This window comes from Pseudoxanthomonas daejeonensis (assembly GCF_022637495.1).
GTDB lineage: Bacteria > Pseudomonadota > Gammaproteobacteria > Xanthomonadales > Xanthomonadaceae > Pseudoxanthomonas > Pseudoxanthomonas daejeonensis.
Map to the genome: position 1 here is coordinate 1,916,282 of NZ_CP093331.1, position 23,912 is coordinate 1,940,193.

General features: G+C 70.3%; 28 protein-coding genes. 17 read left to right on the plus strand and 11 right to left on the minus strand.

Annotated elements, in window-relative coordinates:
- Positions 1 to 42 precede the first annotated feature (42 nt).
- Positions 43 to 648 carry an acyl carrier protein phosphodiesterase gene (locus tag MNQ95_RS08555; RefSeq protein WP_241952600.1) on the minus strand — a complete coding sequence of 202 codons (606 nt, stop codon included), beginning with the start codon at positions 646 to 648 and terminating at the stop codon, positions 43 to 45.
- 115 nt (positions 649 to 763) lie between these two features.
- On the opposite strand from MNQ95_RS08555, the gene MNQ95_RS08560 reads away from it, so the two are divergent.
- Positions 764 to 1,537 (plus strand): DNA-formamidopyrimidine glycosylase family protein, encoded by a 774-nt coding sequence (locus tag MNQ95_RS08560; protein WP_425605659.1) that lies wholly within the window; start codon positions 764 to 766, stop codon positions 1,535 to 1,537.
- Positions 1,538 to 1,552: 15 nt separating this feature from the next.
- Here the strand turns inward: MNQ95_RS08560 and MNQ95_RS08565 are convergent, their stop codons facing one another.
- The gene (locus MNQ95_RS08565) at positions 1,553 to 2,125 is read right to left on the minus strand and encodes a dihydrofolate reductase family protein (RefSeq protein ID WP_162409905.1); all 573 of its coding nucleotides are present in this window, start codon (positions 2,123 to 2,125) and stop codon (positions 1,553 to 1,555) included.
- Between the two features lie 151 nt (positions 2,126 to 2,276).
- Here MNQ95_RS08565 and MNQ95_RS08570 point away from each other — a divergent pair, with 151 nt between their 5' ends.
- The gene (locus tag MNQ95_RS08570) at positions 2,277 to 3,512 is read left to right on the plus strand and encodes an MFS transporter (RefSeq protein WP_241952601.1); all 1,236 of its coding nucleotides are present in this window, start codon (positions 2,277 to 2,279) and stop codon (positions 3,510 to 3,512) included.
- A 144-nt stretch (positions 3,513 to 3,656) separates the two neighbouring features.
- Here MNQ95_RS08570 and MNQ95_RS08575 read toward each other — a convergent pair whose 3' ends face one another.
- Together MNQ95_RS08575 and MNQ95_RS08580 are read right to left on the minus strand one after the other, a co-directional pair.
- Positions 3,657 to 4,640 carry an AraC family transcriptional regulator gene (locus MNQ95_RS08575; RefSeq protein ID WP_241952602.1) on the minus strand — a complete coding sequence of 328 codons (984 nt, stop codon included), beginning with the start codon at positions 4,638 to 4,640 and terminating at the stop codon, positions 3,657 to 3,659.
- A gap of 2 nt (positions 4,641 to 4,642) precedes the next feature.
- The gene (locus tag MNQ95_RS08580; protein WP_162409902.1) at positions 4,643 to 5,191 is read right to left on the minus strand and encodes an OsmC family protein; all 549 of its coding nucleotides are present in this window, start codon (positions 5,189 to 5,191) and stop codon (positions 4,643 to 4,645) included.
- A gap of 252 nt (positions 5,192 to 5,443) precedes the next feature.
- Between MNQ95_RS08580 and MNQ95_RS08585 the strand changes: the two genes are divergently transcribed.
- The 3 genes from MNQ95_RS08585 (at position 5,444) to fabV (ending at position 8,580) form a co-directional block, all read left to right on the plus strand.
- Entirely contained in the window at positions 5,444 to 6,265 is an 822-nt protein-coding gene (locus MNQ95_RS08585; protein WP_241952603.1) for a class I SAM-dependent methyltransferase, read from the plus strand.
- Entirely contained in the window at positions 6,262 to 7,098 is an 837-nt protein-coding gene (locus MNQ95_RS08590) for a class I SAM-dependent methyltransferase (protein ID WP_241952604.1), read from the plus strand. The genes MNQ95_RS08585 and MNQ95_RS08590 overlap by 4 nt, the downstream gene beginning before the upstream one ends.
- 276 nt (positions 7,099 to 7,374) lie before the next feature.
- The gene (gene fabV / locus MNQ95_RS08595; RefSeq protein WP_162409899.1) at positions 7,375 to 8,580 is read left to right on the plus strand and encodes an enoyl-ACP reductase FabV; all 1,206 of its coding nucleotides are present in this window, start codon (positions 7,375 to 7,377) and stop codon (positions 8,578 to 8,580) included.
- 22 nt (positions 8,581 to 8,602) lie between these two features.
- Here fabV and MNQ95_RS08600 read toward each other — a convergent pair whose 3' ends face one another.
- Together MNQ95_RS08600 and MNQ95_RS08605 are read right to left on the minus strand one after the other, a co-directional pair.
- Entirely contained in the window at positions 8,603 to 8,974 is a 372-nt protein-coding gene (locus MNQ95_RS08600; protein ID WP_162409898.1) for a response regulator, read from the minus strand.
- A gap of 23 nt (positions 8,975 to 8,997) precedes the next feature.
- Positions 8,998 to 11,421 (minus strand): PAS domain-containing sensor histidine kinase, encoded by a 2,424-nt coding sequence (locus MNQ95_RS08605; protein WP_241952605.1) that lies wholly within the window; start codon positions 11,419 to 11,421, stop codon positions 8,998 to 9,000.
- Positions 11,422 to 11,897: 476 nt separating this feature from the next.
- Between MNQ95_RS08605 and MNQ95_RS08610 the strand changes: the two genes are divergently transcribed.
- A complete protein-coding gene (locus MNQ95_RS08610; RefSeq protein WP_241952606.1) occupies positions 11,898 to 12,581 on the plus strand; it encodes a hypothetical protein in 684 nt (227 codons plus the stop codon).
- Positions 12,582 to 12,596: 15 nt separating this feature from the next.
- Here the strand turns inward: MNQ95_RS08610 and MNQ95_RS08615 are convergent, their stop codons facing one another.
- A complete protein-coding gene (locus MNQ95_RS08615; RefSeq protein WP_162409895.1) occupies positions 12,597 to 12,839 on the minus strand; it encodes a DUF3297 family protein in 243 nt (80 codons plus the stop codon).
- Positions 12,840 to 13,154: 315 nt separating this feature from the next.
- On the opposite strand from MNQ95_RS08615, the gene MNQ95_RS08620 reads away from it, so the two are divergent.
- The 9 genes from MNQ95_RS08620 to MNQ95_RS08660 all read left to right on the plus strand — a co-directional run bounded on the left by MNQ95_RS08620 (position 13,155) and on the right by MNQ95_RS08660 (position 19,748).
- The gene (locus MNQ95_RS08620) at positions 13,155 to 13,364 is read left to right on the plus strand and encodes a hypothetical protein (RefSeq protein ID WP_241952607.1); all 210 of its coding nucleotides are present in this window, start codon (positions 13,155 to 13,157) and stop codon (positions 13,362 to 13,364) included.
- A 256-nt stretch (positions 13,365 to 13,620) separates the two neighbouring features.
- Positions 13,621 to 14,076: a PA2169 family four-helix-bundle protein gene (locus tag MNQ95_RS08625; protein WP_241952608.1), complete on the plus strand. Its 456-nt coding sequence runs from the start codon at positions 13,621 to 13,623 to the stop codon at positions 14,074 to 14,076.
- 201 nt (positions 14,077 to 14,277) lie between these two features.
- The gene (locus MNQ95_RS08630; protein ID WP_241952609.1) at positions 14,278 to 14,832 is read left to right on the plus strand and encodes a YaeQ family protein; all 555 of its coding nucleotides are present in this window, start codon (positions 14,278 to 14,280) and stop codon (positions 14,830 to 14,832) included.
- A gap of 8 nt (positions 14,833 to 14,840) precedes the next feature.
- On the plus strand, positions 14,841 to 16,028 hold the full coding sequence (locus MNQ95_RS08635; RefSeq protein ID WP_241952610.1) for a BaiN/RdsA family NAD(P)/FAD-dependent oxidoreductase: 1,188 nt from the start codon (positions 14,841 to 14,843) through the stop codon (positions 16,026 to 16,028).
- A 104-nt stretch (positions 16,029 to 16,132) separates the two neighbouring features.
- Positions 16,133 to 16,612: a DUF421 domain-containing protein gene (locus MNQ95_RS08640; RefSeq protein WP_241954396.1), complete on the plus strand. Its 480-nt coding sequence runs from the start codon at positions 16,133 to 16,135 to the stop codon at positions 16,610 to 16,612.
- A gap of 117 nt (positions 16,613 to 16,729) precedes the next feature.
- Positions 16,730 to 17,047: a hypothetical protein gene (locus tag MNQ95_RS08645; protein WP_162409890.1), complete on the plus strand. Its 318-nt coding sequence runs from the start codon at positions 16,730 to 16,732 to the stop codon at positions 17,045 to 17,047.
- A gap of 153 nt (positions 17,048 to 17,200) precedes the next feature.
- The gene (locus MNQ95_RS08650) at positions 17,201 to 18,466 is read left to right on the plus strand and encodes a sensor histidine kinase (protein ID WP_162409889.1); all 1,266 of its coding nucleotides are present in this window, start codon (positions 17,201 to 17,203) and stop codon (positions 18,464 to 18,466) included.
- The gene (locus MNQ95_RS08655) at positions 18,459 to 19,229 is read left to right on the plus strand and encodes a LytR/AlgR family response regulator transcription factor (RefSeq protein ID WP_241952611.1); all 771 of its coding nucleotides are present in this window, start codon (positions 18,459 to 18,461) and stop codon (positions 19,227 to 19,229) included. Before MNQ95_RS08650 ends, MNQ95_RS08655 begins: the two co-directional genes overlap by 8 nt.
- A 141-nt stretch (positions 19,230 to 19,370) precedes the next feature.
- Positions 19,371 to 19,748, plus strand: a complete 378-nt coding sequence (locus MNQ95_RS08660) for a hypothetical protein (RefSeq protein ID WP_162409887.1) — start codon at positions 19,371 to 19,373, stop codon at positions 19,746 to 19,748.
- Between the two features lie 15 nt (positions 19,749 to 19,763).
- Here MNQ95_RS08660 and MNQ95_RS08665 read toward each other — a convergent pair whose 3' ends face one another.
- From MNQ95_RS08665 to msrB, 3 genes are all read right to left on the minus strand, one after another.
- Positions 19,764 to 20,537, minus strand: coding sequence for a hypothetical protein (locus MNQ95_RS08665; protein ID WP_162409886.1), 774 nt, complete (start codon positions 20,535 to 20,537; stop codon positions 19,764 to 19,766).
- A 131-nt stretch (positions 20,538 to 20,668) separates the two neighbouring features.
- Complete coding sequence (locus MNQ95_RS08670) at positions 20,669 to 21,043, minus strand: YciI family protein (protein ID WP_241952612.1); 375 nt, start codon at positions 21,041 to 21,043, stop codon at positions 20,669 to 20,671.
- A gap of 73 nt (positions 21,044 to 21,116) precedes the next feature.
- Positions 21,117 to 21,581 carry a peptide-methionine (R)-S-oxide reductase MsrB gene (gene msrB / locus MNQ95_RS08675; RefSeq protein WP_241952613.1) on the minus strand — a complete coding sequence of 155 codons (465 nt, stop codon included), beginning with the start codon at positions 21,579 to 21,581 and terminating at the stop codon, positions 21,117 to 21,119.
- A gap of 248 nt (positions 21,582 to 21,829) precedes the next feature.
- Between msrB and MNQ95_RS08680 the strand changes: the two genes are divergently transcribed.
- A complete protein-coding gene (locus MNQ95_RS08680; protein WP_162411338.1) occupies positions 21,830 to 22,234 on the plus strand; it encodes a host attachment family protein in 405 nt (134 codons plus the stop codon).
- Position 22,235: 1 nt separating this feature from the next.
- Here MNQ95_RS08680 and MNQ95_RS08685 read toward each other — a convergent pair whose 3' ends face one another.
- Positions 22,236 to 22,802: a DUF3016 domain-containing protein gene (locus MNQ95_RS08685; RefSeq protein WP_162411339.1), complete on the minus strand. Its 567-nt coding sequence runs from the start codon at positions 22,800 to 22,802 to the stop codon at positions 22,236 to 22,238.
- Between the two features lie 205 nt (positions 22,803 to 23,007).
- On the opposite strand from MNQ95_RS08685, the gene yedA reads away from it, so the two are divergent.
- On the plus strand, positions 23,008 to 23,907 hold the full coding sequence (yedA, locus tag MNQ95_RS08690) for a drug/metabolite exporter YedA (protein WP_162411340.1): 900 nt from the start codon (positions 23,008 to 23,010) through the stop codon (positions 23,905 to 23,907).
- Positions 23,908 to 23,912: the final 5 nt, after the last annotated feature.

The following is a 23,912-nucleotide window of genomic DNA, read 5'->3' on the forward strand; positions in this document are numbered from 1 at the left end:
TGGACGACGAAGGGGCCTCCGGCGGATCGACAGTCGCCGCGGTCAGTCCGCGGCGAATCCAGGATCGGCGCGCAGTGCTTGCACGTAGCCGACCAGCTGCGGGAAGAACGCGTCGAAGCCCGCGGCGATCCGCGCTTCGTGCCGGCGCAGGTCGTCCAGGCAGGCGACCAGGCGCTCGCCATTGCGCGACAGGCGGGTGGCGATGCGGGTCACGGCCAGGTCGACGCTGTCGCGGTCGCGGTACGAACCCAGCCAGTCGTGCGCGGCGATGCGCGGGGCGATGGCCTCCAGGCGCGGCGGCAGGTCGTCCAGCCGCACCAGCAGGTAGCGGTAGAAGCGCGAGGTGAAGGCGTCCAGCGGCGTGTCGCTGTAGCGCGACCAGTCGCGGGCCAGGCAATGGTCGTAGTACACGTCCAGGGCGATGCCGGCATAGCGGCGAAGGTCACCGGCGAACAGGCCGCGTGCCTCGACCACCAGCGGGTGGTCGTCGGTGTAGCGGTCGACCCGGCGATGGACCAGGATCTCGCTCCGCACCACCGGGCTGTAATCCTGCAGCGCGGCGCGGCCGAACACGAAGTCGCCCAGCAACGCGCCGAGCATGGCTTCCGGGTCGGGTCGGGCAAGGTAGAGGTGGGCCAGGTAGTTCATCGCGCAAAGGTGCGGACGCCGGCACGCCGCCGGCGATGCGGCCAGTGTGTCACGCCGCCATGGACCGCCGTCATCGCGCGCCGCCGGATGCAGCGACGGCCTGCCGCTTGACGGCATGCTCACCGGCGCGATCGATACTGCGCAGGTGCCCGAAGGTCCTTCCATCGTCATCCTGAAGGAAGAGGCGGCCGGCTTTGCCGGGCGCACGGTGCGCCACGTGCATGGCAACAGCCGCGAGCCAATCCAGCGCATGGCCGGCCAGCGCGTGCTGGGCGTGCACAGCTGGGGCAAGCATTTCCTGGTCCGGTTCGAAGGCTTCAACCTGCGCGTCCACCTCATGCTGTACGGCAGCTACCGGATCAACGAACGCAGGGATGTCGCGCCGCGGGTCGGCCTGGAATTCGAGGATGGCTCGGAGCTGAACTTCTACGCGTGTTCGGTCAAGTTCATCGAGGGTCCGCTCGACGCGGCCTACGACTGGACCGCCGACGTGATGAACGATGCCTGGGACCCGGCGCAGGCGCGCCGCAAGCTGCGCGCGCGACCGCAGGCACTGGCCGCCGATGCGCTGCTCGACCAGCAGGTGTTCGCCGGCGTCGGCAACATCATCAAGAACGAAGTGCTGCATCGCATCCGTGTGCATCCGGAGAGCCGGGTCGGGGCGTTGCCGCCGCGCAAGCTGGGCGAGCTGGTCACCCAGGCCCGGGAATACAGTTTCGATTTCCTGCACTGGAAGAAGGCCTACGTGCTGCGCCAGCACTACCAGGTCCACACCCGTACCGTATGCCCGCGCGACGGGCACCGCATCGCCTACCGCAAGCACCTGGGAGTGGCGAAGCGTCGCGCGTTCTTCTGCGAGCATTGCCAGCGGCTGTATCCGCGCGAGTGAGGGCTCGCTCGGCGCTCAGGCGGCGTGGTATTCGAGCACGAGCAGCCCGCCATCGAATGCCTTCGCCTTCGCCTGCGCCAGCGACCACGTGCGCCCGGCGGTGCCCGGTGGTGCGAAAGAACGCCCGCGGCCGAGCAGGACCGGCACGATGCGCAAGCGCAGCACGTCGACCTCGCCGGCACGCAGCAGCGCGTCGGCCAGGGTCAGGCTGCCCCAGACGATGAGGTCGCCCGGGATGCGCGAGCGCACGCCGCGCACCGCGGCGACACCGTCTCCACGCAGGAGGGTCGCCGCCTGGTCGTCGCCCCACGGCGCCTGCGCCAGGGTCGAGGACACCACGAACTTGGGCAGGTCGCGGATCGGCGCGGCAACCGGTTCGACCTCCGGGTCGGCGTGCGGCCAGTAGTCGGCGAACATCCGGTAGGTGCGCGCGCCCAGCACGATGGCGCCGACCTGGCCGAGCATCCGCAGCTGCTCGGCATCGGCGGCGTTGATCTCGCGCGCGTCGGCGAAGAAGCCGATGCCGCCGTCCGCATCCTCCGCGTAACCGTCGATGCTGACGATCTGCTCCACGATCACCTTGCCCATGCCGTCCTCGCTGCGGCTCCGGGCGATCTGCCCTTGGGATTTCGACGGCCTCGCGGCGCCCGGATCGACACCGCCGTTGTTGCATGAACAGGACGCCGGCGTGCCGTGGGCCGGACTATGCCGCCTTGTTGCATCGCAGCATAATAGGCCGATGTCTTCCGCCCCCCTCCCCATGGCGCCCGTACCGGCGCCGGCGACGCCTTCCCTGAGCCGCGCCCGGTACACGCTGGTCCTGGCCGCCCTGACCCTCGGCGGCTTCGCCATCGGCACCGGCGAGTTCGCCGGCATGGGCCTGATGCCCAACCTGGTCGCCTCGCTGGGCGTGAGCGAACCGCAGGTCGGACACCTGATCAGCGCCTATGCGCTGGGCGTGGTGGTCGGGGCGCCCTTGCTGGCGATCCTGGGCGGCGCACTGAACCGCAAGATCCTGCTGCTGGCGCTGATGGGGTTCTACGCCGCCGGCAACCTGGCCAGCGCGCTGGCACCGGAATACGGCAGCCTGATGCTGTTCCGCTTCATCGCCGGCCTGCCGCATGGCGCGTACTTCGGCGTCGCCGCGCTGACCGCCGTGTCGATCAGTCCCCCCGAAGCGCGCGGTCGCGCGGTCAGCCTGGTGATGCTCGGCCTGACCCTGGCGATCCTGGTCGGCACGCCGCTGGCCACCTGGGTCGGCCTGCTGGCGAGCTGGCGCTGGGTCTATGCGGCGGTCGCGGTGATCGCGCTGGCCTCGGTGGCCCTGATCGCGCTGTCGCTGCCGGCCGCGGTCGAGGCCCCGCGCGAGCGGCCCCTCGACGAGCTGCGGGCGTTCAACCGGTTGCCGGTGTGGCAGGCGCTGCTGATCGGTGCCATTGGCTTCGCCGGCATGTTCAGCGTGTTCAGCTACCTCGCTCCGACCATGGTCGAGGTCACTGGCGTCGCTTCGGCCTGGATTCCGCTGGGGCTGGCCGGTTTCGGCCTGGGGGGCGTGATCGGCAACATGCTCGGCGGCTGGCTGTTCGACCGCCTGCAGTTCCGCGCGGTCCCGGTGGTGCTGGGCTGGGCGGTGGTCATGCTGCTGCTGTTCCCGCTGGCCGCGCAGCAGCCGTGGAGCCTGCTGCTGGCCACGGTGGGCATCGGCATGATGGGCGCGCTCGGCCCGATCCTGCAGTCGCACCTGATGGACGTGGCCGACGGGGCGCAGACCCTGGCCGCCGCTTCGCACCACGCCGCGTTCAACGCCGCCAATGCGCTGGGTCCGTGGCTGGGCGGCATGGCGATCAGCGCCGGATTCGGCTGGACCTCGACCGGCTGGGTCGGCGCGTCCACCGCGGTGGCGGGGCTGGGGATCTACGCATGGGCCGCGCGCACGCGGTCGCAACGCCTGCAGGCCTGTCCCGGCGCACGCTGAGGCCTTGGCCACGCAAGCGCGGAGCGTTGGCGCTGGCCAGCGGCGCCACGACGCGGTCGGCTCGGGAAGCTGAAAGCACCCGCTGCACGGGCGCCGTCGCACAGCGCGATACCGGGCAGGACCCGCGGCACGCGCCACCGGCACTCAGGGCGCCGCGCTGGCGGCAATGCCCTGCTGGAAAGTGGTGCGACGCCACGCCGCTGGCGGCTGGCCATACTCGCGGCGGAAGGCGCGACTGAAGGACGTGTCGTTCTGGTAACCCACTTCCTCGGCGACGCGGGAGAGCGGGACGTTTCCGCGGCGGAGCAGGTTCGCCGCCATCAGCATCCGCCACTGGGTCAGGTACTGCATCGGCGAGGTGCCGACCAGCTGCTGGAAGCGTTCGGCCAGCACCGTGCGCGAGGTCCCGGCCGCGCGCGCCAGTTCGGCCAGCGACCATTCTTGTCCGGGACGCTGGTGCAGGGAGTTCAACGCGTTGCCGACGATGCGGTCGCCCAGCCCCGCCAGCCATCCGCCACGCGTCTCTTCGTTGTGGACGTGCTGGCGCAGCACTTCGATGAACAGCAGTTCGGCCAGTTTGGCCTGCATCCCGGCGCTGCCGGCGCGCGGCGCGCGCGCTTCGGCCAGCGCGTAGTGCACCGACGACTCCAGCCAGGCCCCTGCCGCCGATCCGCGCAGGCCGACCTGCACCACTGACGGCAATCCGTTCAACAGCAGCTTCGCCAGGCGGGTATCGCAGGCCAGGTAGCCGCAGACCATGCGGGTAACAGTGCCGCCGCCGCCGTAGGCCAGCTTGCGTGGCCGGCTGGACAGCAGCCGCTTAAGGTCCGCCTCCCGCGGCGGCGATGGCAGGCCCGCTTCGGACGTCATCCGGTGCGCGCAGCCGCGCGGGAACAGCACCACGTCACCGGCCTGCGCGGGCAGCGGCGGCGCGCCTTCGATTTCCACCAGGCATTCGCCCTCGGTGATCAGGTGGAAGATCACCACTTGCTCGGCGCACGGGTCTAGCCACGGTGCGGCCAGCGCGGCGGCCGGCGACTGGTAGCACCATGGCGCGCTGAAGCGGGCGTTGACGAAGAACGCACCCGACAGCTGCACCACGCGCAGGATTTCCGACAGTGCATCCATCGTCAGGCGGCCTGCTCCGCACCGACCTGGACCTGCACGTCCAGCGGCGGATGCCGCAGCATCGCGTCCTGCATCGGCGAGCGGCGCAAGCCTTCGTCGACCAGGGCGCGCAAGCGCGCGTCGTCGACCGCGCTCGCGCGGATCCGCACGTTGATGGTGAATCCGATGGCGCCGGGCGGCACGGGATCGCCCGCGCCGTCGCGCATGCCGAGCAGGCCGCGCGCATCGGAGCGGCTGCCGACGTGGACGTCCAGTTGCTCCAGCTCGATACCCTGGCTGGCCGCCACCATCGCGATGGCCGTGGCGCCGCAGGCGGCGATACCGGCCCGGAACAGCCAGCCGGGGGAGACGCGATCGCCGCTGCCTCCCAGTTCGCGCGGCATGTCGGTGTCGATCCGCGTTCCGTTCTCGTGCGAAGCGGCCACGCGGGTGCCGCCTTGCCACGACGCGTAGGCGGTCGCATCGTCGTGCAGCCCCTGCTGCGGACGCCGGGTGAATACGTCCACGGCGCGCTGCATGGCCTGGGCGATGGCGTCTGTGGCGGTGTTCATACCGGCTGGCTCCGTAGTGCCGCAAGCGGCGACGGGATAGTGAACGCAAGAACGCGCCGGCATCCGCCATCCGGTCATGCCCCGGACGCTGGGCAAGCAAGTCAGGTCGTCGGGTAAACCAGGCGCTTCCCCGGTCTCGCCGGCGGACGGTGTGGCAAGTCCCGCGGACGTGGGGTCAGGACCGGCCCCGGGTCCGCGCGCCAGCCTGTGCGCCCTGAATCCCCAAACGGAACGAACGTGATGAATGCAGTCATGGATACCCCCGCGGCCCCCGCCGACCTCGCCGCGGTCAAGCAGCGGCAGCAGGCCGCCTGGTCCAGCGGCAACTACGCCGTGGTCGGCACCACCTTGCAGATCGTCGGCGAAACCCTGGCCGAAGCGGTCGACCTGCGCTGGGACGAGCGCGTGCTCGACGTCGCTGCCGGCAACGGCAATGCCACCCTGGCGGCCGCGCGCCGCGGCGGGCGCGTGGTCTCGACCGACTACGTGCCGTCGCTGCTGGAACTGGGCCGCGCCCGTGCGCAGGCCGAACAGCTGGACGTCGTGTTCCAGGAAGCCGATGCCGAAGCGCTGCCGTTCGCCGACGCCAGCTTCGACGTCGTGCTGTCCACGTTCGGGGTGATGTTCACGCCCGACCACGCGCGCGCCGCCGACGAACTGGCTCGGGTCTGCCGCCCCGGCGGCAGGATCGCCATGGCCAACTGGACGCCGGACGGATTCATCGGCCAGATGTTCAAGGTGCTGGGCAAGCACCTGCCGCCGCCGGCCGGCGTGCAGCCGCCCTCGCGCTGGGGCACGCGCGAACACCTGCAGGCGCTGTTCGGCGATCGCGCCGCGGACATCGTGGCGACTCCGCGCACGTTCAACTTCCGCTACCGCTCCGCCGCGCACATGATCGACGTGTTCCGCACCTGGTATGGCCCGGTGCAGAAAGCGTTCCAGGCCTTGCCGGCGGACCGCGCCGACGACCTGCATGCGGACCTGGCTGCGTTGATGGAACGCATGGATCAGGGCGGCGGTGCCGGCCTGGTGCTGCCGAGCGAATACCTGGAAATCGTGGTCACGCGCCGATGAGCCTGCACGAGCGGTTGCAGCGGCGCATCCAGCGTTACGGCTGGGACCTTGCCGCGGACCGGTACGAGCCGCTGTGGCAGCGCCAACTCTCGCCGGCGCACCTGGGCCTGCTGGCGCTCGCCGCGCCGATGCCGGGCGAAGCGGTGCTGGACGTCGCCAGCGGCACCGGCCTGGTCGCATTCGCCGCCGCCGAACAGGTCGGTTGCAGCGGCTCGGTGCAGGGCGTGGACATATCCGAGGCGATGGTCGCCTCGGCCACGCAACGGGCTGCAGTGCTGGGACTGGAACACGTGCGCTTCGCGCGCATGGACGGCGAGCAGCTGTCATGCGCCGGGCACAGCTACGACCTGGCGTACTGCGCGCTGGGCCTGATGTACATGCCCGATCCGGCCGCTGCGCTGCGCGAACTGTTCCGCGTCCTGCGTCCCGGCGGCCGCCTGGCGGTGGTCGTGTGGGGCGCGCGCGCGCGCTGTGGTTGGTCGGCGGTGTTCCCGATCGTGGATGCGGAGGTCAACAGCGACGTGTGCCCGCTGTTCTTCCAGCTGGGCGCGCAGGGCGCGCTGACGCAGCTGGCCACCGATCTCGGTTTCGAAGACATCCGCGAGCAAAGGATCGAATCGGTACTCGAATATGCCGACGGTGCGGAAGCGTGCGACGCGGCGTTCGTCGGCGGCCCGGTGGCGATGGCCTGGTCGCGTTTCGACGAACCGGTGCGACGACGCGTACGGCGGCGGTACCTGCAGGCGATCAGCCCGTGGCGGGTGGGGCAGGGCTACCGCATGCCGGGGGAATTCACGGTCATGCTCGCGAGCAAACCACGCGCGATGGCGTAGCCGGTCCGGTGGCCGGCGCCGGAGTCATAGCCCCGCTCGTACCGGGGTAGCGGATCCAGAGTGCTGCGCAGGGCCTGACCGCTGCGGAGGCCGGTCCGCCGGCGCCGAAACCGGCGACCGACCCCATTGCTGCAAGCGCGCGCGGGCACCCGCCGGCGTGGTTCGCGGTGTTTCCATACGCCCCAGAAGGGTCGTTTGCGGGTCGCTGGACTTAGACTGTGCCGCTCCGCTGGCGCCCGCGCGCCCGCGCTCCCCCCCGCATCCGAGAGAGTCCGCGTGGTCATCCATCCCAAAGTCCGAGGCTTCATCTGCACCACCGCCCATCCCGTGGGCTGCGCGAAGAACGTGCTGGACCAGATCCACCACGTGCAGGCCCAGGGCGTGCGCACCGACGGCCCGAAGCGGGTACTGGTGATCGGCGCATCCACCGGCTACGGCCTGGCCGCGCGCATCACCGCCGCGTTCGGCTACGGCGCCGCCACCCTCGGCGTGTTCTTCGAGAAGCCGGGTACGGAGAAGAAGACCGGCAACCCGGGCTGGTACAACTCGGCCGCGTTCGACCGCTACGCCAAGGAAGCGGGTTTGTGGAGCCGTTCGATCAACGGCGACGCGTTCTCCAACGAGGTGCGCGACAAGGCCATCGAGCTGGCGCGCGAGATGGGCGGGCCGATCGACCTGGTGGTCTATTCGCTGGCCTCGCCGGTGCGGCGCATGCCCGATACCGGCGAACTGAAGCGCTCGTCGCTCAAGCCGATCGGCCAGCCCTACCAGGCGACCGCGGTGGATACCAACCGCGACCAGATCATCCAGGCCACGGTCGAGCCGGCCACCGAGCAGGAGATCGCCGACACCATCACCGTGATGGGCGGGCAGGACTGGGAGCTGTGGATCGATGCGCTGTCGAAGGCGGGCGTGCTCGCCGCCGACGCCAAGACCGTGGCCTTCAGCTACATCGGCACCGAGATCACCTGGCCTATCTACTGGCACGGCGCGCTGGGCAAGGCCAAGGAAGACCTGGACCGCGCCGCGCACGCGATCGATGCCGCGCTCAAGCCCGGCGGCGGCCAGGCCAACGTCACCGTGCTCAAGTCGGTGGTGACCCAGGCCAGCGCCGCGATCCCGGTGATGCCGCTGTACATCGCGATCGTGTACCGGATCATGAAGGAGAAGGGGCTGCACGAAGGGACGATCGAGCAGCTCGACCGCACCTTCCGCGAACACCTGTACGCGACCGATCCGCCGGCGACCGACGACTCCAACCGCCTGCGCCTGGACGACCGCGAACTGCGCGACGACGTGCAGCAGGCCTGCCGCGACCTGTGGCCGACGGTGACCTCGGAGACCCTGTTCGAGCTGACCGACTACGCCAGCTACAAGCACGACTTCCTGACCCTGTTCGGCTTCGAGCGCGACGACGTCGACTACGACGCCGACGTCGATCCGGTCACGGACTTCGACGTGGTCGACCTGACCGCCGAGTGAGGCTTTCGGCTGCCGCGCCGGCTCAGCCGCGCGCGGTGGCCGACTCCACGCAATCGCGCAGTTCCTTGAGCCGGAACGGCTTGCCCAGCAGGACCAGGCCCGGGTCCAGTTCCACGTCGGTGTAGCCGGAAACCACGATCACCGGCGTCTGCGGGTGGCGTGCGCGGACCTCGCGCGCCAGGGCCGAACCGGTCATCCCGGGCATCAGGTGGTCGGTGACCATCAACGCCGGTGCCACGCCGCGATCCAGCGCGCGCAACGCTTCCTCGGCGCTTTCCGCCTCCACGACCTCGTAGCCCATGTCGACGAGCACGTCGGCGGTGCACATGCGCACGCCCGGATCGTCGTCAACGACCAGGGCGATCCCGCGGGGGGGTGGTGCGATCGATGCCATAACCGACTCCTTCTTTCTTGTTGTTATCCGGGATGTCGCAGGGTCTGGGCCGCCGGCAACCACAGTTCCATCGTGGTGCCATGCCCCGGGGTGCTGTCGATCCGAAGCCGGCCACCGAGCTGCGATGCCAGGCCGTGCACCATCGACAGCCCAAGCCCGGTGCCCTTGCCGATGCCCTTGGTGGTGAAGAACGGCTCGATCGCGCGTGCGCGGGTGGCCGCATCCATGCCCAGCCCGGTATCGGCGACCGAGATCACCACGTACGGGCCCGGGGGCAGGGCCGCGTCCTGGCCCGACTCTAGTGCGACACCGCGTGCGCCGAGCGTGAGCGTGCCGCCCTCGGGCATCGCATCGCGTGCGTTCACGCCCAGGTTGAGCAGCGCCATTTCCAGCTGGTTGGCGTCCGCATGGGCATGCGCCAGCCCCGGTTCGATGCCGGTGACGATGCGGATGCGCGGATCGAAGCTGCTGTGCAGCAGCTGGGCGATGCCCTCCACCAGCACGCCGATATCCACCTCCACCGCCTGCAAGGGCTGGCGCCGGGCGAAGGCGAGCAGGCGCTGCACCAGCATCGCCGCGCGCTCGGCCGACTGCCGCGCCACCGTCAGGGTGCGGCTGCGCCGCTCCGGCCGCACGCCGGGATCCTCTGCCAGTTCAAGCGCCGCCATGATCGGGGTCAGCAGGTTGTTGAAGTCGTGGGCCATGCCGCCGGTCAGCTGGCCCATGCCTTCGAGCTTCTGCGACTGGCGCAGCGCGTCTTCGGCGACCCGGCGGCTGGTGATGTCCAGCGCTTCGGGGATCACCGCGCTGATCGCGCCGGCCGCGTCGTACAGCGGGCGCATCGACAGGTCGAACGTGCGCAGGCCGTTCGGCAGCTGCATGGTGACTTCCTCGCGGACCACCTCGCCGGCGCGCGTGCGCAGGAAGGCATCGCGCATCCATTCGGGCATGCCGGGCGTGGCGTTGAACCAGGGTGTTTCCCACACGGGCAGTCCGACCACGTCGTCCAGGTCGCATCCGATCGCGTCCAGCGCGGTGCGGTTGGCATCCTCCAGCGTGCCGTCGAGCGCGACCCTGCCCTGCAGCTGGTGGCTGGTCTCGAACAGGCTGCGCAGCTGTGCCTGCGAGTCCGCCAGGGCGCGCCGCGAAGCGTTCATGTCGGTCACGTCGCGCGCGCTGCAGTAGAACTTGCCGCCTTCGGGCGAGGCGACCCACGACAGGGTGCGGTAGTCGCCGTCGCGGGTCCGCATCCGGCACTCGAAGCTCAGCAACGGTTCGCCGGCATGCAGCCGGGTGCGCGCCTCCGCCACCGCCGCCAGATCGTCGGGATGGACCAGTTCGCGCGCCGGATGCCTGGCCAGCTCGGCGCTGGTCCAGCCCAGTGCGCGCTGCCAGGCCGGGTTGGTCTTCTCGAGCACGCCATCGCGGTTGAGCACGCCCAGCATGTCCGGGGTGACCAGCCAGGTCAGCGAACGTTCTTCCACGTGCTCGGCGACCTGCTGTTCCAGGTCTTCGTTGAGCGCCTGCAGCTCGGCTTCGCGCCGGCGCAGGGCAGCCTCGCTGCGCGCGCGCGCGGTGACGTCCACGCCGGTGACGAAGATGCCGTCGACGCTGCCGTCGCTGGCGTGCACGGGCTGGTAGACGAAATCCAGGTGGCGCTCGGTGACCGGCCCCCCGGCGGTGGCCTGTTCCAGGAAGACCGCATCGTTGGCCACGAACGGCACGCCGGAGGCGTACGTCTCGTCGAGCACCTTGATCCAGCCCTGCTCGGCGGCATCGGGCAGTGCTTCGGATACCGTCTTGCCGATCACGTCACGGTCGCCGACCACGCGCAGGTAGCTGGAATTGGCGAACTCGAAGCGGTGCCCCGGCCCGCGCAGCATCGCCATGAACGTCGGCGACAGCTCGAACATCCGCGCCAGGCGCTGGTTCTCGCTGGCCAGCCGGCGCTCGGTCAGCACGCGCCGGGTCGTCTCCTGGGTGAGCGCCAGCATCGCCACCACGGTGCCGCCGGCATCGCGCACCGGCGTGTAGGTGAACGTCCACCAGGAGTCCTCGGGAACGCCACTGCGCTCGATCCGCAGGTACATGTCTTCGACCCAGGTCGCGGTCCCGGACATGCAGGTTTCGGCCATGCCGCGGATCTCGTCCCACAGTTCGTGCCAGACCTGCGGCAGTGGCGCACCCAGCGCCGTGGGCTCCTTGCTGCCGAGCACCGAGATATACGCATCGTTGTAGAACATCAGCAGTTGCGGTCCCCAGCCCACGCACATGGGGTGGCGTGCGCCGAGCAGGATCGACAGCGTGGTCTTCAACTCGCCCGGCCAGTGCGCGGGCGGGCCGAGCGGGTGGCGCGACCAGTCGTGCTCCGCAATGCGTCGCGCCATGATCCCGCCGCCACGCAGGAATTCGGTGCCGGCAAAGGAGGAGGCGACGGTGTCGGGCATCGCACGGGTGTCGGGCAGGGTCGGGCAGGGTCGGGCGATGCTGGCATATCCGGCGCATGAACAGGGTGAGGGTGGCGCCGCCGGTGTCGGGAACTTGCCCTCGCGCGGCGGGTCATCCGGGGCCTGACAGGGAAACAGGACGCGCATTGCCGATCGTGGCCAGGGCATGGAAACCGGATCGGCACGACGAACTGCTGCCGCGCGTGGTTGCGCTGGGCGGCGCCGTGCTGGTGCTCGCGCTGGCTGGCAGGTTGCTGGTTGGGCTGCCGCGCCCGCTAGGCGCGGAGGGTACGGATGGGCCACGGGTGCAGCTTGTGTTCTCCGTGCGCCCACCCGTTGCAGGGACGCCCTCGACGGCCGCGTCCGAGCCCATGCGTCCGGCCAGCCCGTCGGCAAGGCCAGCGTCGCCGGCCGCGCATGCGGCGATCCCATCGCCCGGCCCGCGAGTGCAGGATCCGGGGCCTGCACCGCTCGCCATGGACCTGTACGGCCCCGATGGCCGCCTGCAGCTGCCGGCCACGACGTCCGACCGCTGGACCACGGCCCCCGCGCCGCCGCCGGGTGCGGTCGCGCGAAAGACGGAGGGTACGGACGATGCGGCCGCGCGCCTGCTGCAACGGCCCAACCCGGTCCAGTCACGGGAAACGAGGTTCGCCAAGGACTGGGTCAGCGACGGCGACATCGCCGACGTGGCCGCGCAGAAGATCGCACGGGCGCAGCGCAAGATCGCCGAGTTCCTGTTCGGGGCCGACATCAAGCACGCGACCGCGCGACCATCGCCGGAGGTCCGGTTCAATCCCGCACGCCACGAGCGCGGCGCCGACCTGGGCAGCGAGGCCACCGGCGACGCCTACAAGGCGGCGCCGATCAGCTACGTGCCGGCGCCGGGGCTGGAGGGCGAAGCGAGCCGGCGCATCCGCGAGCAGGTCGCGGCCCTGGAGGCCAGTTACGGGCACTGCGACCGCGCACGGCTGAAGCGGCTGATGCAGCCGCTGCTGCTGCACCTGGATGAACTGCAGAGGGTCGAAGCCGCGCATGCACGCGGTGCCGACCCGGTGCGTGCGGAACACATGCTGCCCAATGCCGCCAACAGCGCCTACGACCTGGCGAGGCGCGCGCTATGGCATGCCGACCGGCAGATGGCCGGGTGCGCCGGCTGAGCCGCGAGGTGCGGGTCAGGCCGGCTCGATGAAGTACGGCTCGACCGTGCCCTTGACCTTGATCGTCATCGGGTTGCCGCGTCGATCGCGCGAGCGGCCGACCTGGACCCGGATCCAGCCCTCGCTTACCGAGTATTCCTCGACGTTGTCGCGTTCCTGGCCGTTGAAGCGGATGCCCACGCCACGATCGAGCAGGGCCGCGTCGTGGAACGGGCTGCGGGGATCCATGGCCAGGCGGTCGGGAGGCGTATCGCTCATCGGAGTGCAATGCAGGCGTGCCGGCGGCGCCGGCGGGGTGGCAAGCATACCTCTCGCGTCAAGCCGCGGCATGGCCTGTCGGCCATCGGCGCTGCGTTCGTGCTGGAAACGGGAGTCGGCGGCGCGCAGGGGCCGGGCATCGGGCGCATCCCGGCAGGCACCAGGCCTTCACTGGCGTTTCGCGGCGTCCATTGCAGCCTCGTCGAAACGCGGAAGGATCGTGCGCTGCACGCACGACGCCACGGTATCGCGGAGTGGCAGCCGGGACCGTGCAGGACCGCCGGCCCGTGAAACGGGACATCACGAGGGGACACCATGAAGAACGTCGCCAGCATCGCCGCTTCGATCGCGGGCTTCGGCCCGCTTGCGTTCCTTTCGATCCAGCACACGCCGCCGGGAACCGAGCCGGATGTGTTCACCAACGAGGAACGCGTGCGCGCCTACCGCGATGCCCAGCCGACGCGCCGCGCCAGCGCCCGCCACTGGTCATTCCAGGATGAGGGCGTGCCCGTACTCGAAGGCTGAGCGGCAACGTCCTCCGCGTCGCGGAACCACTTCGAGGCCATTCGCGGCGCCGTCCGGTGCATCTGCACCTCGGCCTTGCTCACGCGGCGTTCGCCTGCAGCTCACGGTCGTTTTATCGCGCCTGCGCCAGCATCGTCCGACAGCAACGAGGCACGAACATCACCGTTGCGCGGCGTCCGAAAGCAGGGCGAAGACCCTGGAGCCACGTTGCCCCGGTCGCCGCGCCGACATGCCCGACGAGGCGAGGACACAAGCGATGAACCAGCAGAAGAAGACCGAGCACAGCCTCAACGACCTGATCGCGATCTCGCGCGATGGCCAGGAGTTCTATAACGAAGCGGCCGGCAAGGTCGAAGACGCCGAGCTCTCGGCGCTGTTCCGGCGGATGGCCGCCGTCAAGGCCGACATCGTCGGCACCCTGTCGGCGACCGTGCAGGCGGTCGGCGGCAAGCCCGATACCGACGGGACGATGGTCGGCAGCATGCGCCAGGTGTACGCCAACGTGCGCGCCGGTCTGGGCGATACCAAGTACGCCTATGTTTCCGAACTGGAGGAATCGGAGGATCGCCTGCTGAAGGCGTTCGACGAGGTCGTCGCCGATGCCGACACCCCCGCCGCCGCGCGTGACGCGGCCGCGCGGCTGCTGCCGGAGGTGCGGTCCTGCCACGACGTGATGCGCAACCGCAAGCAGACGATGAAGTCGGCCGCCTGACCCCGGCGAAAACGCGGGAAAACAGGGCCTGCCGGATCCGTTCCGGCAGGCCCTGTTCGCGTGCGCCGGTGCGTTTGCTGTTCCGCGCACCCGGCCGATTCCCACCGTGTCCGCCGCGCGGGCGTATCATGCGCGTCCGCTGGCGCCCCGCGCCTGACCGGCGCGCGATCCGGCGCCGCAACGCAACCCCTGGAATCCCGCATGGCGCTCAAGGCCACCGTTGTCCGTGCCGAACTGCAGATCAGCGACATGGATCGCCACTACTACGCGACCCATCCGCTGACCCTGGCCCAGCATCCGTCCGAGACCGACGAGCGGCTGATGGTGCGGCTGCTGGCGTTCGCGCTGTACGCCGACGAGCGGCTCGAGTTCGGGCGCGGCCTGAGCAACGACGAGGACCCCGACCTGTGGCAGCGCGACTACACCGGCCAGGTCGAGCGCTGGATCGACCTCGGCCAGCCGGACGAATCGCGGGTTCGCAAGGCCTGCGGCCGGGCGCGTGAGGTCGTCGTGCTGAACTACGGCGGTCGTGCCGCCGACCTGTGGTGGGAGAAGAACGCCCGGACCCTGGCCCGGCACGAGAACCTGGTCGTGCTCGACCTGCCGCAAGCGCAGCTCGAAGCACTGGTCGCCCGGTACGCGCGCGGCCTCAGGTTCACCGTGATGATCCAGGACGGCGAAGTGCGGTTGCTGGAAGCCGACGGCAGCGAAGTGGTGCTGCAGCCGGTCGCGCGCATGGGCGCGCAGGCGGCCTGACCCCGCGGATGGGCGTACAGCACTACGACGTCGTCGTCGTCGGCGCAGGCGCCGCCGGGCTGATGTGCGCGATGACCGCGGGCGGGCGCGGCCAGCGCGTGCTCGTGGTCGAGCATGCCAACAAGGTCGGCAAGAAGATCCTGATGTCCGGCGGCGGGCGCTGCAATTTCACCAACACCGGGACCACGCCCGCCAACTACCTGTCGGCCAACCCGCATTTCTGCAAGTCGGCGCTGGCCCGCTACACGCCCTGGCACTTCCTCGACCTGGTCGAGCGGCACCGCATCGCCTGGCACGAGAAGACCCTCGGCCAGCTGTTCTGCGACGTGTCCTCCAAGCTGGTCGTGAAGATGCTGCTGGACGAATGCGCCGCGGCCGGCGTCGAGATCCGCACCCACTGCGAGGTCGAGCAGGTCGAACACGGCGACGATGGCAGTTTCCGCCTGCGCACCGCGCAGGGCGCCTTCGCCGCGCCGGCGCTGGTGGTGGCCAGTGGCGGGCTTTCGATCCCCAGCCTCGGCGCGAGCGGCTTCGGCTACGAGCTGGCGCGCCGCTTCGGCCATGCGGTACTGCCCACGCGCGCAGGACTGGTGCCGCTGACCCTGAGCGGCAAGCACCAGGAACGCCTGCAGGACCTGTCCGGCGTCGCACTGGAGGTCGAGGCGCGCTGCAACGGACAGGCCTTCCGCGAAGCGCTGCTGTTCACACATCGTGGCGTCAGCGGGCCGGCGATGCTGCAGATCTCCTCCTACTGGCAGCCCGGCGACGACTTGCGGCTGGACCTGCTGCCGGGTCGCGACGTGGAGGACTGGTTGCGTGCGCAGCAGAAGTCGCGGCCGGACGCCGAGCTGAAGACCGTGCTGGCCGAGGTCCTGCCGCGCCGCTTCGCGCAGCGCCTGTGCGAGGTCTGGTTGCCGAACCGGCCGATGCGCCAGTACGACCCGCCGCAACTGCGTGACGCAGCCGCACTGCTGGGCGAATGGCCGCTGGTGGCCAGCGGCACCGAGGGCTACCGCACCGCCGAGGTGACGCTGGGGGGCGTGGACACCGACGGCGTGTCGTCCAGCACGATGCAGTCGCGGCACGTGCCCGGCCTGTACTTCATCGGTGAAGTCCTCGACGTGACCGGATGGCTGGGTGGCTACAACTTCCAGTGGGCCTGGGCGTCGGGCCACGCGGCCGGCCAGGCCGTGTGATCCAGCGCCCTCCTGCGGGCGGGATGGATGTGTTCACCGGCGGTTGACGCTGCGCGGCGGCCAATGGGCGCGGCCGCGATCGGCGCGGTGGAGAAGCCGTCATGCTGCACAGCCTGTTCGAGATGTCGATGCCGTGGTGGGAATTCGTCCTGCGCGCGGTCGTGGTCTACGCCGCGGTGCTGGTGCTGGTGCGGCTCACCGGCAAGCGCACGGTCGGCCAGTTCACGCCCTTCGACCTGCTGCTGGTGGTGCTGCTGGGCAATGCGGTGCAGAACTCGCTGATCGGCGAGGACGTGTCGCTGCTGGGCGGCCTGATCCTGGCCACCACCCTGCTTGGACTGAACTGGAGCGTGGGTTTCCTGACCGCGCGCAGCGCGCGCGCAGACCGCTGGATCGAGGGCGAGCCGGTCGTGCTGGCACGCGATGGCGAAGTGTTGTTGCGGGTGCTTCGCCGCGAGAACGTGAGCCGCGCCGATTTCGAGAGTGCCAAGCGCAAGTCCGAGTGCGACGACGATGCGAAGATCGCGATCGCCGTGCTCGAAACATCGGGCGCGATCACGATCATCCAGCGCGATAAGCCCTGAATCCTTCAGTCGTTCGCGTCGCATTTCACCGGCAGGCGACGCCGTGGATGGAATGCTCGTGCGACAGGGGTTGTCATCCGCGGGCGCACGCGCCGGCATCGAGCAAGGCAACAGGCAATGGACGACGGGTATCCGGCACCGCGGCACGCGGTGGTGATAGACATCGACCGGGAGCGGGAACATTGGCGCAAGCGCTACCACGGCCTGCCGCGCGCACGCGCGATGCGTAGCTTCGCCCGCTACTGGCCCGTGCTCAGCGCGGCGTACGACGTCTACCTCAACCACCCGCGTGCGGCGCGGGGCGAGGCCCTGCACCTGTACCTGCGGCGCGATGACGTTGCCGCCAGCGTGCTCACCGAGGAAGAAGCGGGCACCGTGTTCTCCCAGGCCTGGTCCCGGATCGAGGCCGCTGCCGGGAGGACGAGCGCCGCCTGAGCGCGCGACGCCGGGCGTCGGCGCGTCGCGCGTGCGTCCGGGCCGGGCGCGACGGGGTTTCGTCGGCCCATACCCGGCTTCGTCGCGGGCGGGGTTGCCGGCGCACCGCGGACGGCTATGCTCCGCGGCACCTGATAACCCACCGGTGCCCGCGTGTCCGCCAGCCTGTTCCTGATCCTGCGCATCCTCTTCGCCTGGGCCGTTGCCATCCTGCTTGCAGGCATCGTCTGGAATGGCCTGTTCGGAAACGAGGGTCCGATCTTCTGGCTGCTGGCACTGGGCTCCATGACCCTGGCGATGCTCGGCGCGGTCACCCACCTGCGACGGGTGCGGCTCGCCGCGGGACGCCTGGACGCGGCGGTGCTGAGCAACCACCAGCAGCGCCGGATCGAGGTCCCGCTGGACGCAGGCGCCGCGTTCGACCTGGTCGAGGCGGCGGTGCGTGAACTGCCGCGGGTGGAGGACATCGAGGCCTCGCGCGGCAGCCTGCAGGTGCGGGCCAAGGTGCGCCGCACCGATCCGCTCGGCGGCACCCAGCCTTCGCGCTGGAACGTGCTGGCGCGCTTCGCGATCACCCGCGACCGGGTTCTGGCCACCGTCGTGCCTGGCGACGGCACCAGCAGCGCGACCCTGCTGTGCGAACCGGATGCGCCGCACTGGGTCGACCTGTTCGCACTCGACGAAGGCACAAGCTACGAGAACGCCGAGGCCCTGCAGCGCTCGGTGTCGCGACGGGTCGCCGAGCAGCGCCGCGGAGAACAGGCCCAAGCCGAGCGCAGCGCCACCGACAACGCGCTCAACGTCGCACGCCTGAACCTGCTGCAGGCCCAGGTCGAACCGCACTTCCTCTACAACACCCTGGCCAACGCCCAGGTACTGGCGCGCACCGATCCGCCGCGTGCCGACGAGATGCTCGGCCACCTGATCCAGTACCTGCGCCGCTCGCTGCCGCGCGAACACGACACCCTGTCCACCCTGGCCGAGGAACTCGAACGCACCCGCGCCTACCTGGAGATCCTCAAGATCCGCATGGGAGCGCGCCTGGAGCTGAAGGTCGAAGTGCCCGAAGAACTGAAGGCGCTGCAGCTGCCTTCGATGATGCTGCAGACCCTGGTCGAGAACGCGATCAAGCACGGGCTCGAACCCAAGCCCGGCGGCGGCACCGTGTGGATCCTGGCGCGGCATTTCGATGGCCAGGCCACGATCACCGTCGCCGACGACGGCCAGGGCTTCGGCACCAGCACGGGCGGGACCGGTATCGGCCTGCAGAACCTGCGCGAACGGCTGCGCCTGACCTATGGCGAGCGCGCGGCCTTCTCGATCGTGTCCAACTTCCCCAGCGGCGTGGCCGCCACCCTGACCTTGCCGCTGCCGGCCACGGTCGCCGCCGCCGGAAAAGAGGAGCGCCGTGATGTTTGACTGCGTCGTCGCCGAGGACGAGGAACTGCTGCGCACATCGCTGCTGCTGCAGCTGGGCGAGGTCTGGCCGGGCCTGCGCATCGTGGCCGAGTGCGAAGACGGCGCCAGCGCCCTGGAAGCCATCGCCGAGCACAAGCCGGACGTGGCTTTCCTGGACATCCGCATGCCGGGCCTGACCGGGATCGAGGTCGCCGCCGCGCTGTCCGATGTCAGTCCGCGCACCCAGGTGGTGTTCGTGACCGCCTACGACCAGTACGCGATCGACGCCTTCGAACAGGGAGCGGTCGATTACTTGCTCAAGCCCATCACGCGCGAGCGGCTCCAGGCCACCGTGCAGCGCCTGCAGGCGCGCGCGGCGGCCGGTCGCCCGGACCCGGCCACGCTGGACACCCTGCTGCGCCACCTGGCGCAGCGCCCGGCCGAGCCGTCCACCGCGCCGCCGCTGGCCTGGATCACGGCCAACAGCGGCCGCGAAACCCGGCTGATCATGCTCGACGACGTCGCCTACTTCCGCGCCGACAGCAAGTACACCGTGGTGGTCACCGCGGACGGTGAATCGCTGCTGCGCACGCCGCTGAAGGAACTGCTGGACGCGCTCGACCCGCACCAGTTCCGCCAGATCCACCGCTCCACCATCGTCAACCTGAAGGCGGTGGCGTCGGTGGTCCGCGACGACAGCGGCAAGGGCACCCTGCGCCTCAAGGGGCGCAGCGAAACCCTGCCGGTCAGCGTGCCGTTCATGGCCCTGTTCAGGGGAATGTGACGCGGCGCCTCCATGCCGCTGCGACCGTGGGTCGCCTTTCCACATCCACAGGGGTTGCCGGATGCCGAGCCGTGACCGACATCCGGGCTGTTCCGTCCGCGCGCCCCTGCGCGCCGCCCGTCCCGCGCTGCGAGGTGTTCCATGCGATTCCTGACCACCGTGCTGTCGTGCCTGCTGTCCCTGTTCGGCTGCGATCCCCGCTCGAGCACGACCAGCATCACCCGCGTCGCGGACAATGGCGCCGAGACGCTGTTCAGCAAGACCACGCTGGTCGATGGCGTGGCCACTTTCGAATGCTTCGCCAGCGCCAGCGGCGACTGCCATTACCGGATCTACGAAGAACGTTGCGCGACGCCCGCGCCCGTCGCCCAAGGACAGGCGCAGCCGGCGGACAGTGACTGCAGGCGCGAGACGCTGGATGTGTTCGCCCTGGCGGTGGGCAAGCGCCGGCAGGTCGAGGGCCTGCCGGCCGGCTTCCATCATTGCGTCACGATGCAGGACGCGAGCGGCTGCGGCTGAGGGGCCGCGGCGCGCTCAGGGCAGCGTCCGCACGTCGCCGGCGACCAGGCCGCGCGGTCGCTGCCAGCGCAACCACACCGTCTGCAGCAGCAGGATCGCGGCGATGAGCGCGGCCACCCAGGCCGCGGTCTGCGCGCCGGGCAGCGTGGACTGCGACTGCTTCATCCAGACCGCGACCAGGCCCCATAGCGCCGCCGCCACGTAGGCCGGGTTGCCGCGCATGCGGCGATTCAGTTCCAGCAGCACCATCGCGGCGATCGCGAACAGCAGCAGGCTGGCGCCAAGCTGCGCCTCCGGCCGGGTCCAGCCATAGGCCAGCGCCACCTGGGCCAGGTTGAGGAAGGCCGCCAGCGAGAGCCAGCCGGCGTGCAGCGACAGCGGCAGCCACGCCCACAGGCGGCCGCCCTCGACCGGCGCGGCGCGCGACAGTTGCAGCGCGGCCCACGCGAGGCTGGCCAGTGCGCCGAAGATCACCAGCAGGCACAGCCAGAACAGGCCTTGCGAGAACAGCGGCATCCACAGCGCGGTGAGGGCGAAGCCGGCCGCGGTGGCCGGGGCGATGCGGTCCAGCAGCGGATCCGCGCGGCGTCGGCCGGTCGCCTGCCAGATGCCATACACCACGTCGAGCAGGAAGATCAGGCCCCAGATCGAGAACGCGTAACCGGCGGCGACCAGCAAGGTCGGGTAGCGGTCGGAGATGGTGCCGTTGTCCGGCCCGAACGCGCCCGATTGCGACAGCCAGGACACCACGGGCATGGCGAGGGCGAACAGCAGGACGAGCAGGCGCATGTGGGATATCCGCGGGAATGATGCGCGGACGCTAGAGCGCAGGACGCGCAGGCTGCGTGAACCCGGTGCTCACCCGTCCATCACGAGCGGCCGGCGCGCATCGATGCGGCGCACCAGCGCGTGCCTTCCGATCAGGCGCCGACGCGCACCCGCTCGGCATCCATGTCGGCCACCGGGCGCACTTCCATGCTGCCGTAGCGCGCCCAGGGGAACTGCCCGGCCAGCTTCACCGCCTCTTCCAGCGAGTCGGCCTCGATCAGGTTGTAGCCGGCGAGCACTTCCTTGGTCTCGGCGAACGGGCCGTCGAATATGGCAGTGCGGCCCTCGCGCACGCGCACGGTGCGTGCCTGCTCCGGCGCTTCGAGCTTGTTGAAGCCCAGTATCGTGCCCTGCGAACGCAACGTGTCGGCGTGGCGGATGCACTGGCGCATCTCGCTGTCGTAGTCCTGGGCGGGAACGGCGTCGAGCAGTTCCGGGTCGATGTACACCAGCAGCAGGTACTTCATGCGCGGCAGTCCTCGGCGTGCGGGACCGACATGGTAACCGCGTCCGTCGGCATGGATGCGGGCGGCGCGCGCGTCAGGCGGTCGTGGCTTCGGCGCCGCCGCGGTGCAGCGGATCGGGCAATGGCTGGCCGGATTCGACGAACGCCAGCGAGACCGAATTCAGGCAGTGCCGTTCACCGGTCGGCGGCGGGCCATCCGGGAACACGTGGCCCAGGTGGCTGCCACAGCGCGCGCAGACGATCTCGACGCGGACCATGCCGTGGCTGCTGTCGCGGATGCGGCCGATGTGCGCCTCGTCGTACGGCGCGAAGAAGCTGGGCCAGCCGGTGCCCGAGTCGAACTTGGTGCTGGAGCGGAACAGCGGCAGCCCGCACAGCCGGCAGCAGTAGATGCCTTCGGTCTTGTTGTCGAGGAACACGCCGCAGAACGGCGCCTCGGTGCCGTGCTGGAGCAGTACCCGGCGCTCGTCCTGCGAGAGTCCGGCGACCAGCGTTTCCTGTTGGGCAGGGGTGGGCGGGCTGAGGTCGAAGCGGCTCATGGCGTCTCCATCGGGACCGGGGGCAGGGGAGGGTGGATCGAAGGCCTTGCGGCCTGTCGATGATGCACGACCCGCGTCTCCACCATATGGAGGCGCGGCGCCGTTCGCGCAAGCCGCGACGCGGCTCCCTACGAAATCCTGACGAAGCGTGCGCGGCGCGCTAACACCCGGGTTCCTACTTTCGGGGTGGGTTCCCTCTCGCCGGAAGTTTCCCACCCCCAATTCCAACCCACCTACAAGGAGAAACCATGCGCAGGCTCCCCCGCGAAACCTGGGTGCTGGTCGCCGATGGCGCGTCCGCGCGCCTGTTCCGCAACCTCGGCAGTGAAACCGGCGCGGTCAGGCTGCACCAGGAAGAAGCGCTGGCGCTGGATCCGGCCGAAGGGGTGATGCCCTCGGTCCTTCCGTCGGACACGCCGGCGCGCGAGGCCGACGAGGCGTCCTTCGCCCGCCAGCTGGCTTTGCGGCTCAACCACGACGCGCTGGGCGGGCGCTACACCCACCTGGTCCTGGCCGCCGATCCACAGACCCTGGGCCAGATCCGTTCGCTGCTGCACGAACAGGCGCGCAGCCGGGTGGTGGCCGAACTGCCCAAGAACTACACCAACGCCCCGCGCGAGCAGATCGAGCGCGCGCTGGCGCCGGAGTTCTGAATCAGCCGGCGTCGCCGCGGGCCACCGCCTGCGGCGACGGCAGTTCGCGCCGCAACCAGTCGTCGATCATCCGCTTCTCGTAGCGCAGGTTGTCGGTGTTGATGGTGGAACCGGTCTGCAGGTAGCTCATGTCCGACAGCTTGCGCTCGCCCTCGGCCAGGACCTGTCCATCGGCGCCGGTGATGCGCAGGTTGAGGGTCATCCGTGGCGGATAGATTTCGCGCATCACCCGGATATGGCTGTAGTTGATGCCCGCGCCCGGCTCGTAGCGCCCGGCACGCTGGATGTCGGTGATGGTCACATCCATCCGCTGGCCGGCGGGCAGGCGCGCCTGGGCGCGTTCCTGCAGGTGCCGCGCGAGCTGGGTGACCCAGTCGCCTTGCTGGGCTTCCCAGCGGTTGTTGCTGAAGCGCAGGTCGGAAAACTGCGCCGGGTCGGTCCATTCCACACTGACCGCGCCATCGGCGGGAAGGGCGCGTGGCAGCGATGGATCGGTGACGGTGCGCGCGGCATGCGCCGGGGCGGCCACCAGGGCGGCAATCAGGGTGAGCAGGAAGAGCGGTCGCATCGTGGCGGCCCTCGCATGACCTGGGCCCGATTCTGCGCCGCCCGCTGTTTCCGGTGAAGGCCCCCGCGCCTGCCGTTGCCGCCGCTTCAGGCGCCGGCAGCGACGCGTCGATGCAACGCTGTATCACTGCTGCGCGGGCATTTGCGGCGCGATCGGGCAGGGGCGCTGCATTAGAATCTGCGTCCGTCCCCCGCGGTCTTTCCCCATGTCCGTCTCCGCACAGGCTCCGGCGCGCGCCGCCGGCCTGGCCGTCGTCGTCGCCCTGGCCATCGTCTACGTGGTGTGGGGGTCGACCTACCTGGCGATCCGCTTCGCCCTGGAAGGCGGCTGGCCGCCGCTGCTGGCGGTGTCGGGCGCCCGCTTCGTGGTTGCCGGCGGCGCCATGTACGCCTTCCTGCGCTGGCGCGGTGTCGCCGCGCCCACGCGCGCGCAATGGAAGAACCTGGCGGCGATGGGCGCGATGCTCCTGCTGCTGGGCAATGGCTGCGTGGTCCTGGCCGAACAGCATGTCTCTTCCGGCCTGGCTGCGGTGGCGGTGGCGTCGGTGCCGCTGTGGATGGGCTTCTTCGGCCTGTTCTACGGGGCGCGGCCGAGCCGGATCGAATGGGTCGGTATCGCGATCGGTTTCGCCGGCGTGGTCTGGCTCAACGCCGGCAGCAGCCTCAGCGCCAGCCCGACCGGGCTGGTGATGCTGCTGGTCGCGCCGCTGGGCTGGGCCTTCGGCTCGGTGTGGTCGCGCGGACGCGACCTGCCGTCGCCGTTCATGGCCGCGGCGGCGCAGATGCTGTGCGGCGGCGTCCTGCTGGTGGGCGTGGGCCTGCTGCGCGGCGAAAGCTTCACCGCGGTGCCGACCCTGCACGGCACGCTGGCGCTGCTGTACCTGGCCGTGTTCGGTTCGGTCATCGCCTTCAGCACCTACGTCTGGCTGCTGCACCACGTGCGCCCGGCGCTGGTCAGCAGCTACGCCTACGTGAACCCGGCGATCGCGGTGGCGCTGGGCGCGTGGCTGGCGAGCGAGCGCTTCACCGCGCACGACCTCGGGGCGATGGCGGTGATCCTGGCCGGCGTGGTGATCATCACCCTGGCCAAGGTATTGCGCCGGTGAGCGCG

Excerpts from the sequence above, each read along its gene's own strand:
- MNQ95_RS08565 (WP_162409905.1), bottom strand. The coding sequence starts at position 2,125 with ATGGGCAAGGTGATCGTGGAGCAGATCGTCAGCATCGACGGTTACGCG.
- MNQ95_RS08570 (WP_241952601.1), top strand. The coding sequence starts at position 2,277 with ATGTCTTCCGCCCCCCTCCCCATGGCGCCCGTACCGGCGCCGGCGACG.
- MNQ95_RS08600 (WP_162409898.1), bottom strand. The coding sequence starts at position 8,974 with ATGGCATCGATCGCACCACCCCCCCGCGGGATCGCCCTGGTCGTTGAC.
- MNQ95_RS08590 (WP_241952604.1), top strand. The coding sequence starts at position 6,262 with ATGAGCCTGCACGAGCGGTTGCAGCGGCGCATCCAGCGTTACGGCTGG.
- msrB (WP_241952613.1), bottom strand. The coding sequence starts at position 21,581 with ATGAGCCGCTTCGACCTCAGCCCGCCCACCCCTGCCCAACAGGAAACG.
- MNQ95_RS08655 (WP_241952611.1), top strand. The coding sequence starts at position 18,459 with ATGTTTGACTGCGTCGTCGCCGAGGACGAGGAACTGCTGCGCACATCG.
- MNQ95_RS08555 (WP_241952600.1), bottom strand. The coding sequence starts at position 648 with ATGAACTACCTGGCCCACCTCTACCTTGCCCGACCCGACCCGGAAGCC.
- MNQ95_RS08615 (WP_162409895.1), bottom strand. The coding sequence starts at position 12,839 with ATGAGCGATACGCCTCCCGACCGCCTGGCCATGGATCCCCGCAGCCCG.
- MNQ95_RS08560 (WP_425605659.1), top strand. The coding sequence starts at position 764 with ATGCTCACCGGCGCGATCGATACTGCGCAGGTGCCCGAAGGTCCTTCC.
- yedA (WP_162411340.1), top strand. The coding sequence starts at position 23,008 with ATGTCCGTCTCCGCACAGGCTCCGGCGCGCGCCGCCGGCCTGGCCGTC.
- MNQ95_RS08610 (WP_241952606.1), top strand. The coding sequence starts at position 11,898 with ATGGACCTGTACGGCCCCGATGGCCGCCTGCAGCTGCCGGCCACGACG.
- MNQ95_RS08585 (WP_241952603.1), top strand. The coding sequence starts at position 5,444 with ATGGATACCCCCGCGGCCCCCGCCGACCTCGCCGCGGTCAAGCAGCGG.
- MNQ95_RS08580 (WP_162409902.1), bottom strand. The coding sequence starts at position 5,191 with ATGAACACCGCCACAGACGCCATCGCCCAGGCCATGCAGCGCGCCGTG.
- MNQ95_RS08605 (WP_241952605.1), bottom strand. The coding sequence starts at position 11,421 with ATGCCCGACACCGTCGCCTCCTCCTTTGCCGGCACCGAATTCCTGCGT.
- MNQ95_RS08660 (WP_162409887.1), top strand. The coding sequence starts at position 19,371 with ATGCGATTCCTGACCACCGTGCTGTCGTGCCTGCTGTCCCTGTTCGGC.
- MNQ95_RS08665 (WP_162409886.1), bottom strand. The coding sequence starts at position 20,537 with ATGCGCCTGCTCGTCCTGCTGTTCGCCCTCGCCATGCCCGTGGTGTCC.
- MNQ95_RS08685 (WP_162411339.1), bottom strand. The coding sequence starts at position 22,802 with ATGCGACCGCTCTTCCTGCTCACCCTGATTGCCGCCCTGGTGGCCGCC.
- MNQ95_RS08645 (WP_162409890.1), top strand. The coding sequence starts at position 16,730 with ATGGACGACGGGTATCCGGCACCGCGGCACGCGGTGGTGATAGACATC.
- MNQ95_RS08630 (WP_241952609.1), top strand. The coding sequence starts at position 14,278 with ATGGCGCTCAAGGCCACCGTTGTCCGTGCCGAACTGCAGATCAGCGAC.
- MNQ95_RS08625 (WP_241952608.1), top strand. The coding sequence starts at position 13,621 with ATGAACCAGCAGAAGAAGACCGAGCACAGCCTCAACGACCTGATCGCG.
- MNQ95_RS08680 (WP_162411338.1), top strand. The coding sequence starts at position 21,830 with ATGCGCAGGCTCCCCCGCGAAACCTGGGTGCTGGTCGCCGATGGCGCG.
- MNQ95_RS08635 (WP_241952610.1), top strand. The coding sequence starts at position 14,841 with ATGGGCGTACAGCACTACGACGTCGTCGTCGTCGGCGCAGGCGCCGCC.
- MNQ95_RS08620 (WP_241952607.1), top strand. The coding sequence starts at position 13,155 with ATGAAGAACGTCGCCAGCATCGCCGCTTCGATCGCGGGCTTCGGCCCG.
- MNQ95_RS08575 (WP_241952602.1), bottom strand. The coding sequence starts at position 4,640 with ATGGATGCACTGTCGGAAATCCTGCGCGTGGTGCAGCTGTCGGGTGCG.
- MNQ95_RS08670 (WP_241952612.1), bottom strand. The coding sequence starts at position 21,043 with ATGAAGTACCTGCTGCTGGTGTACATCGACCCGGAACTGCTCGACGCC.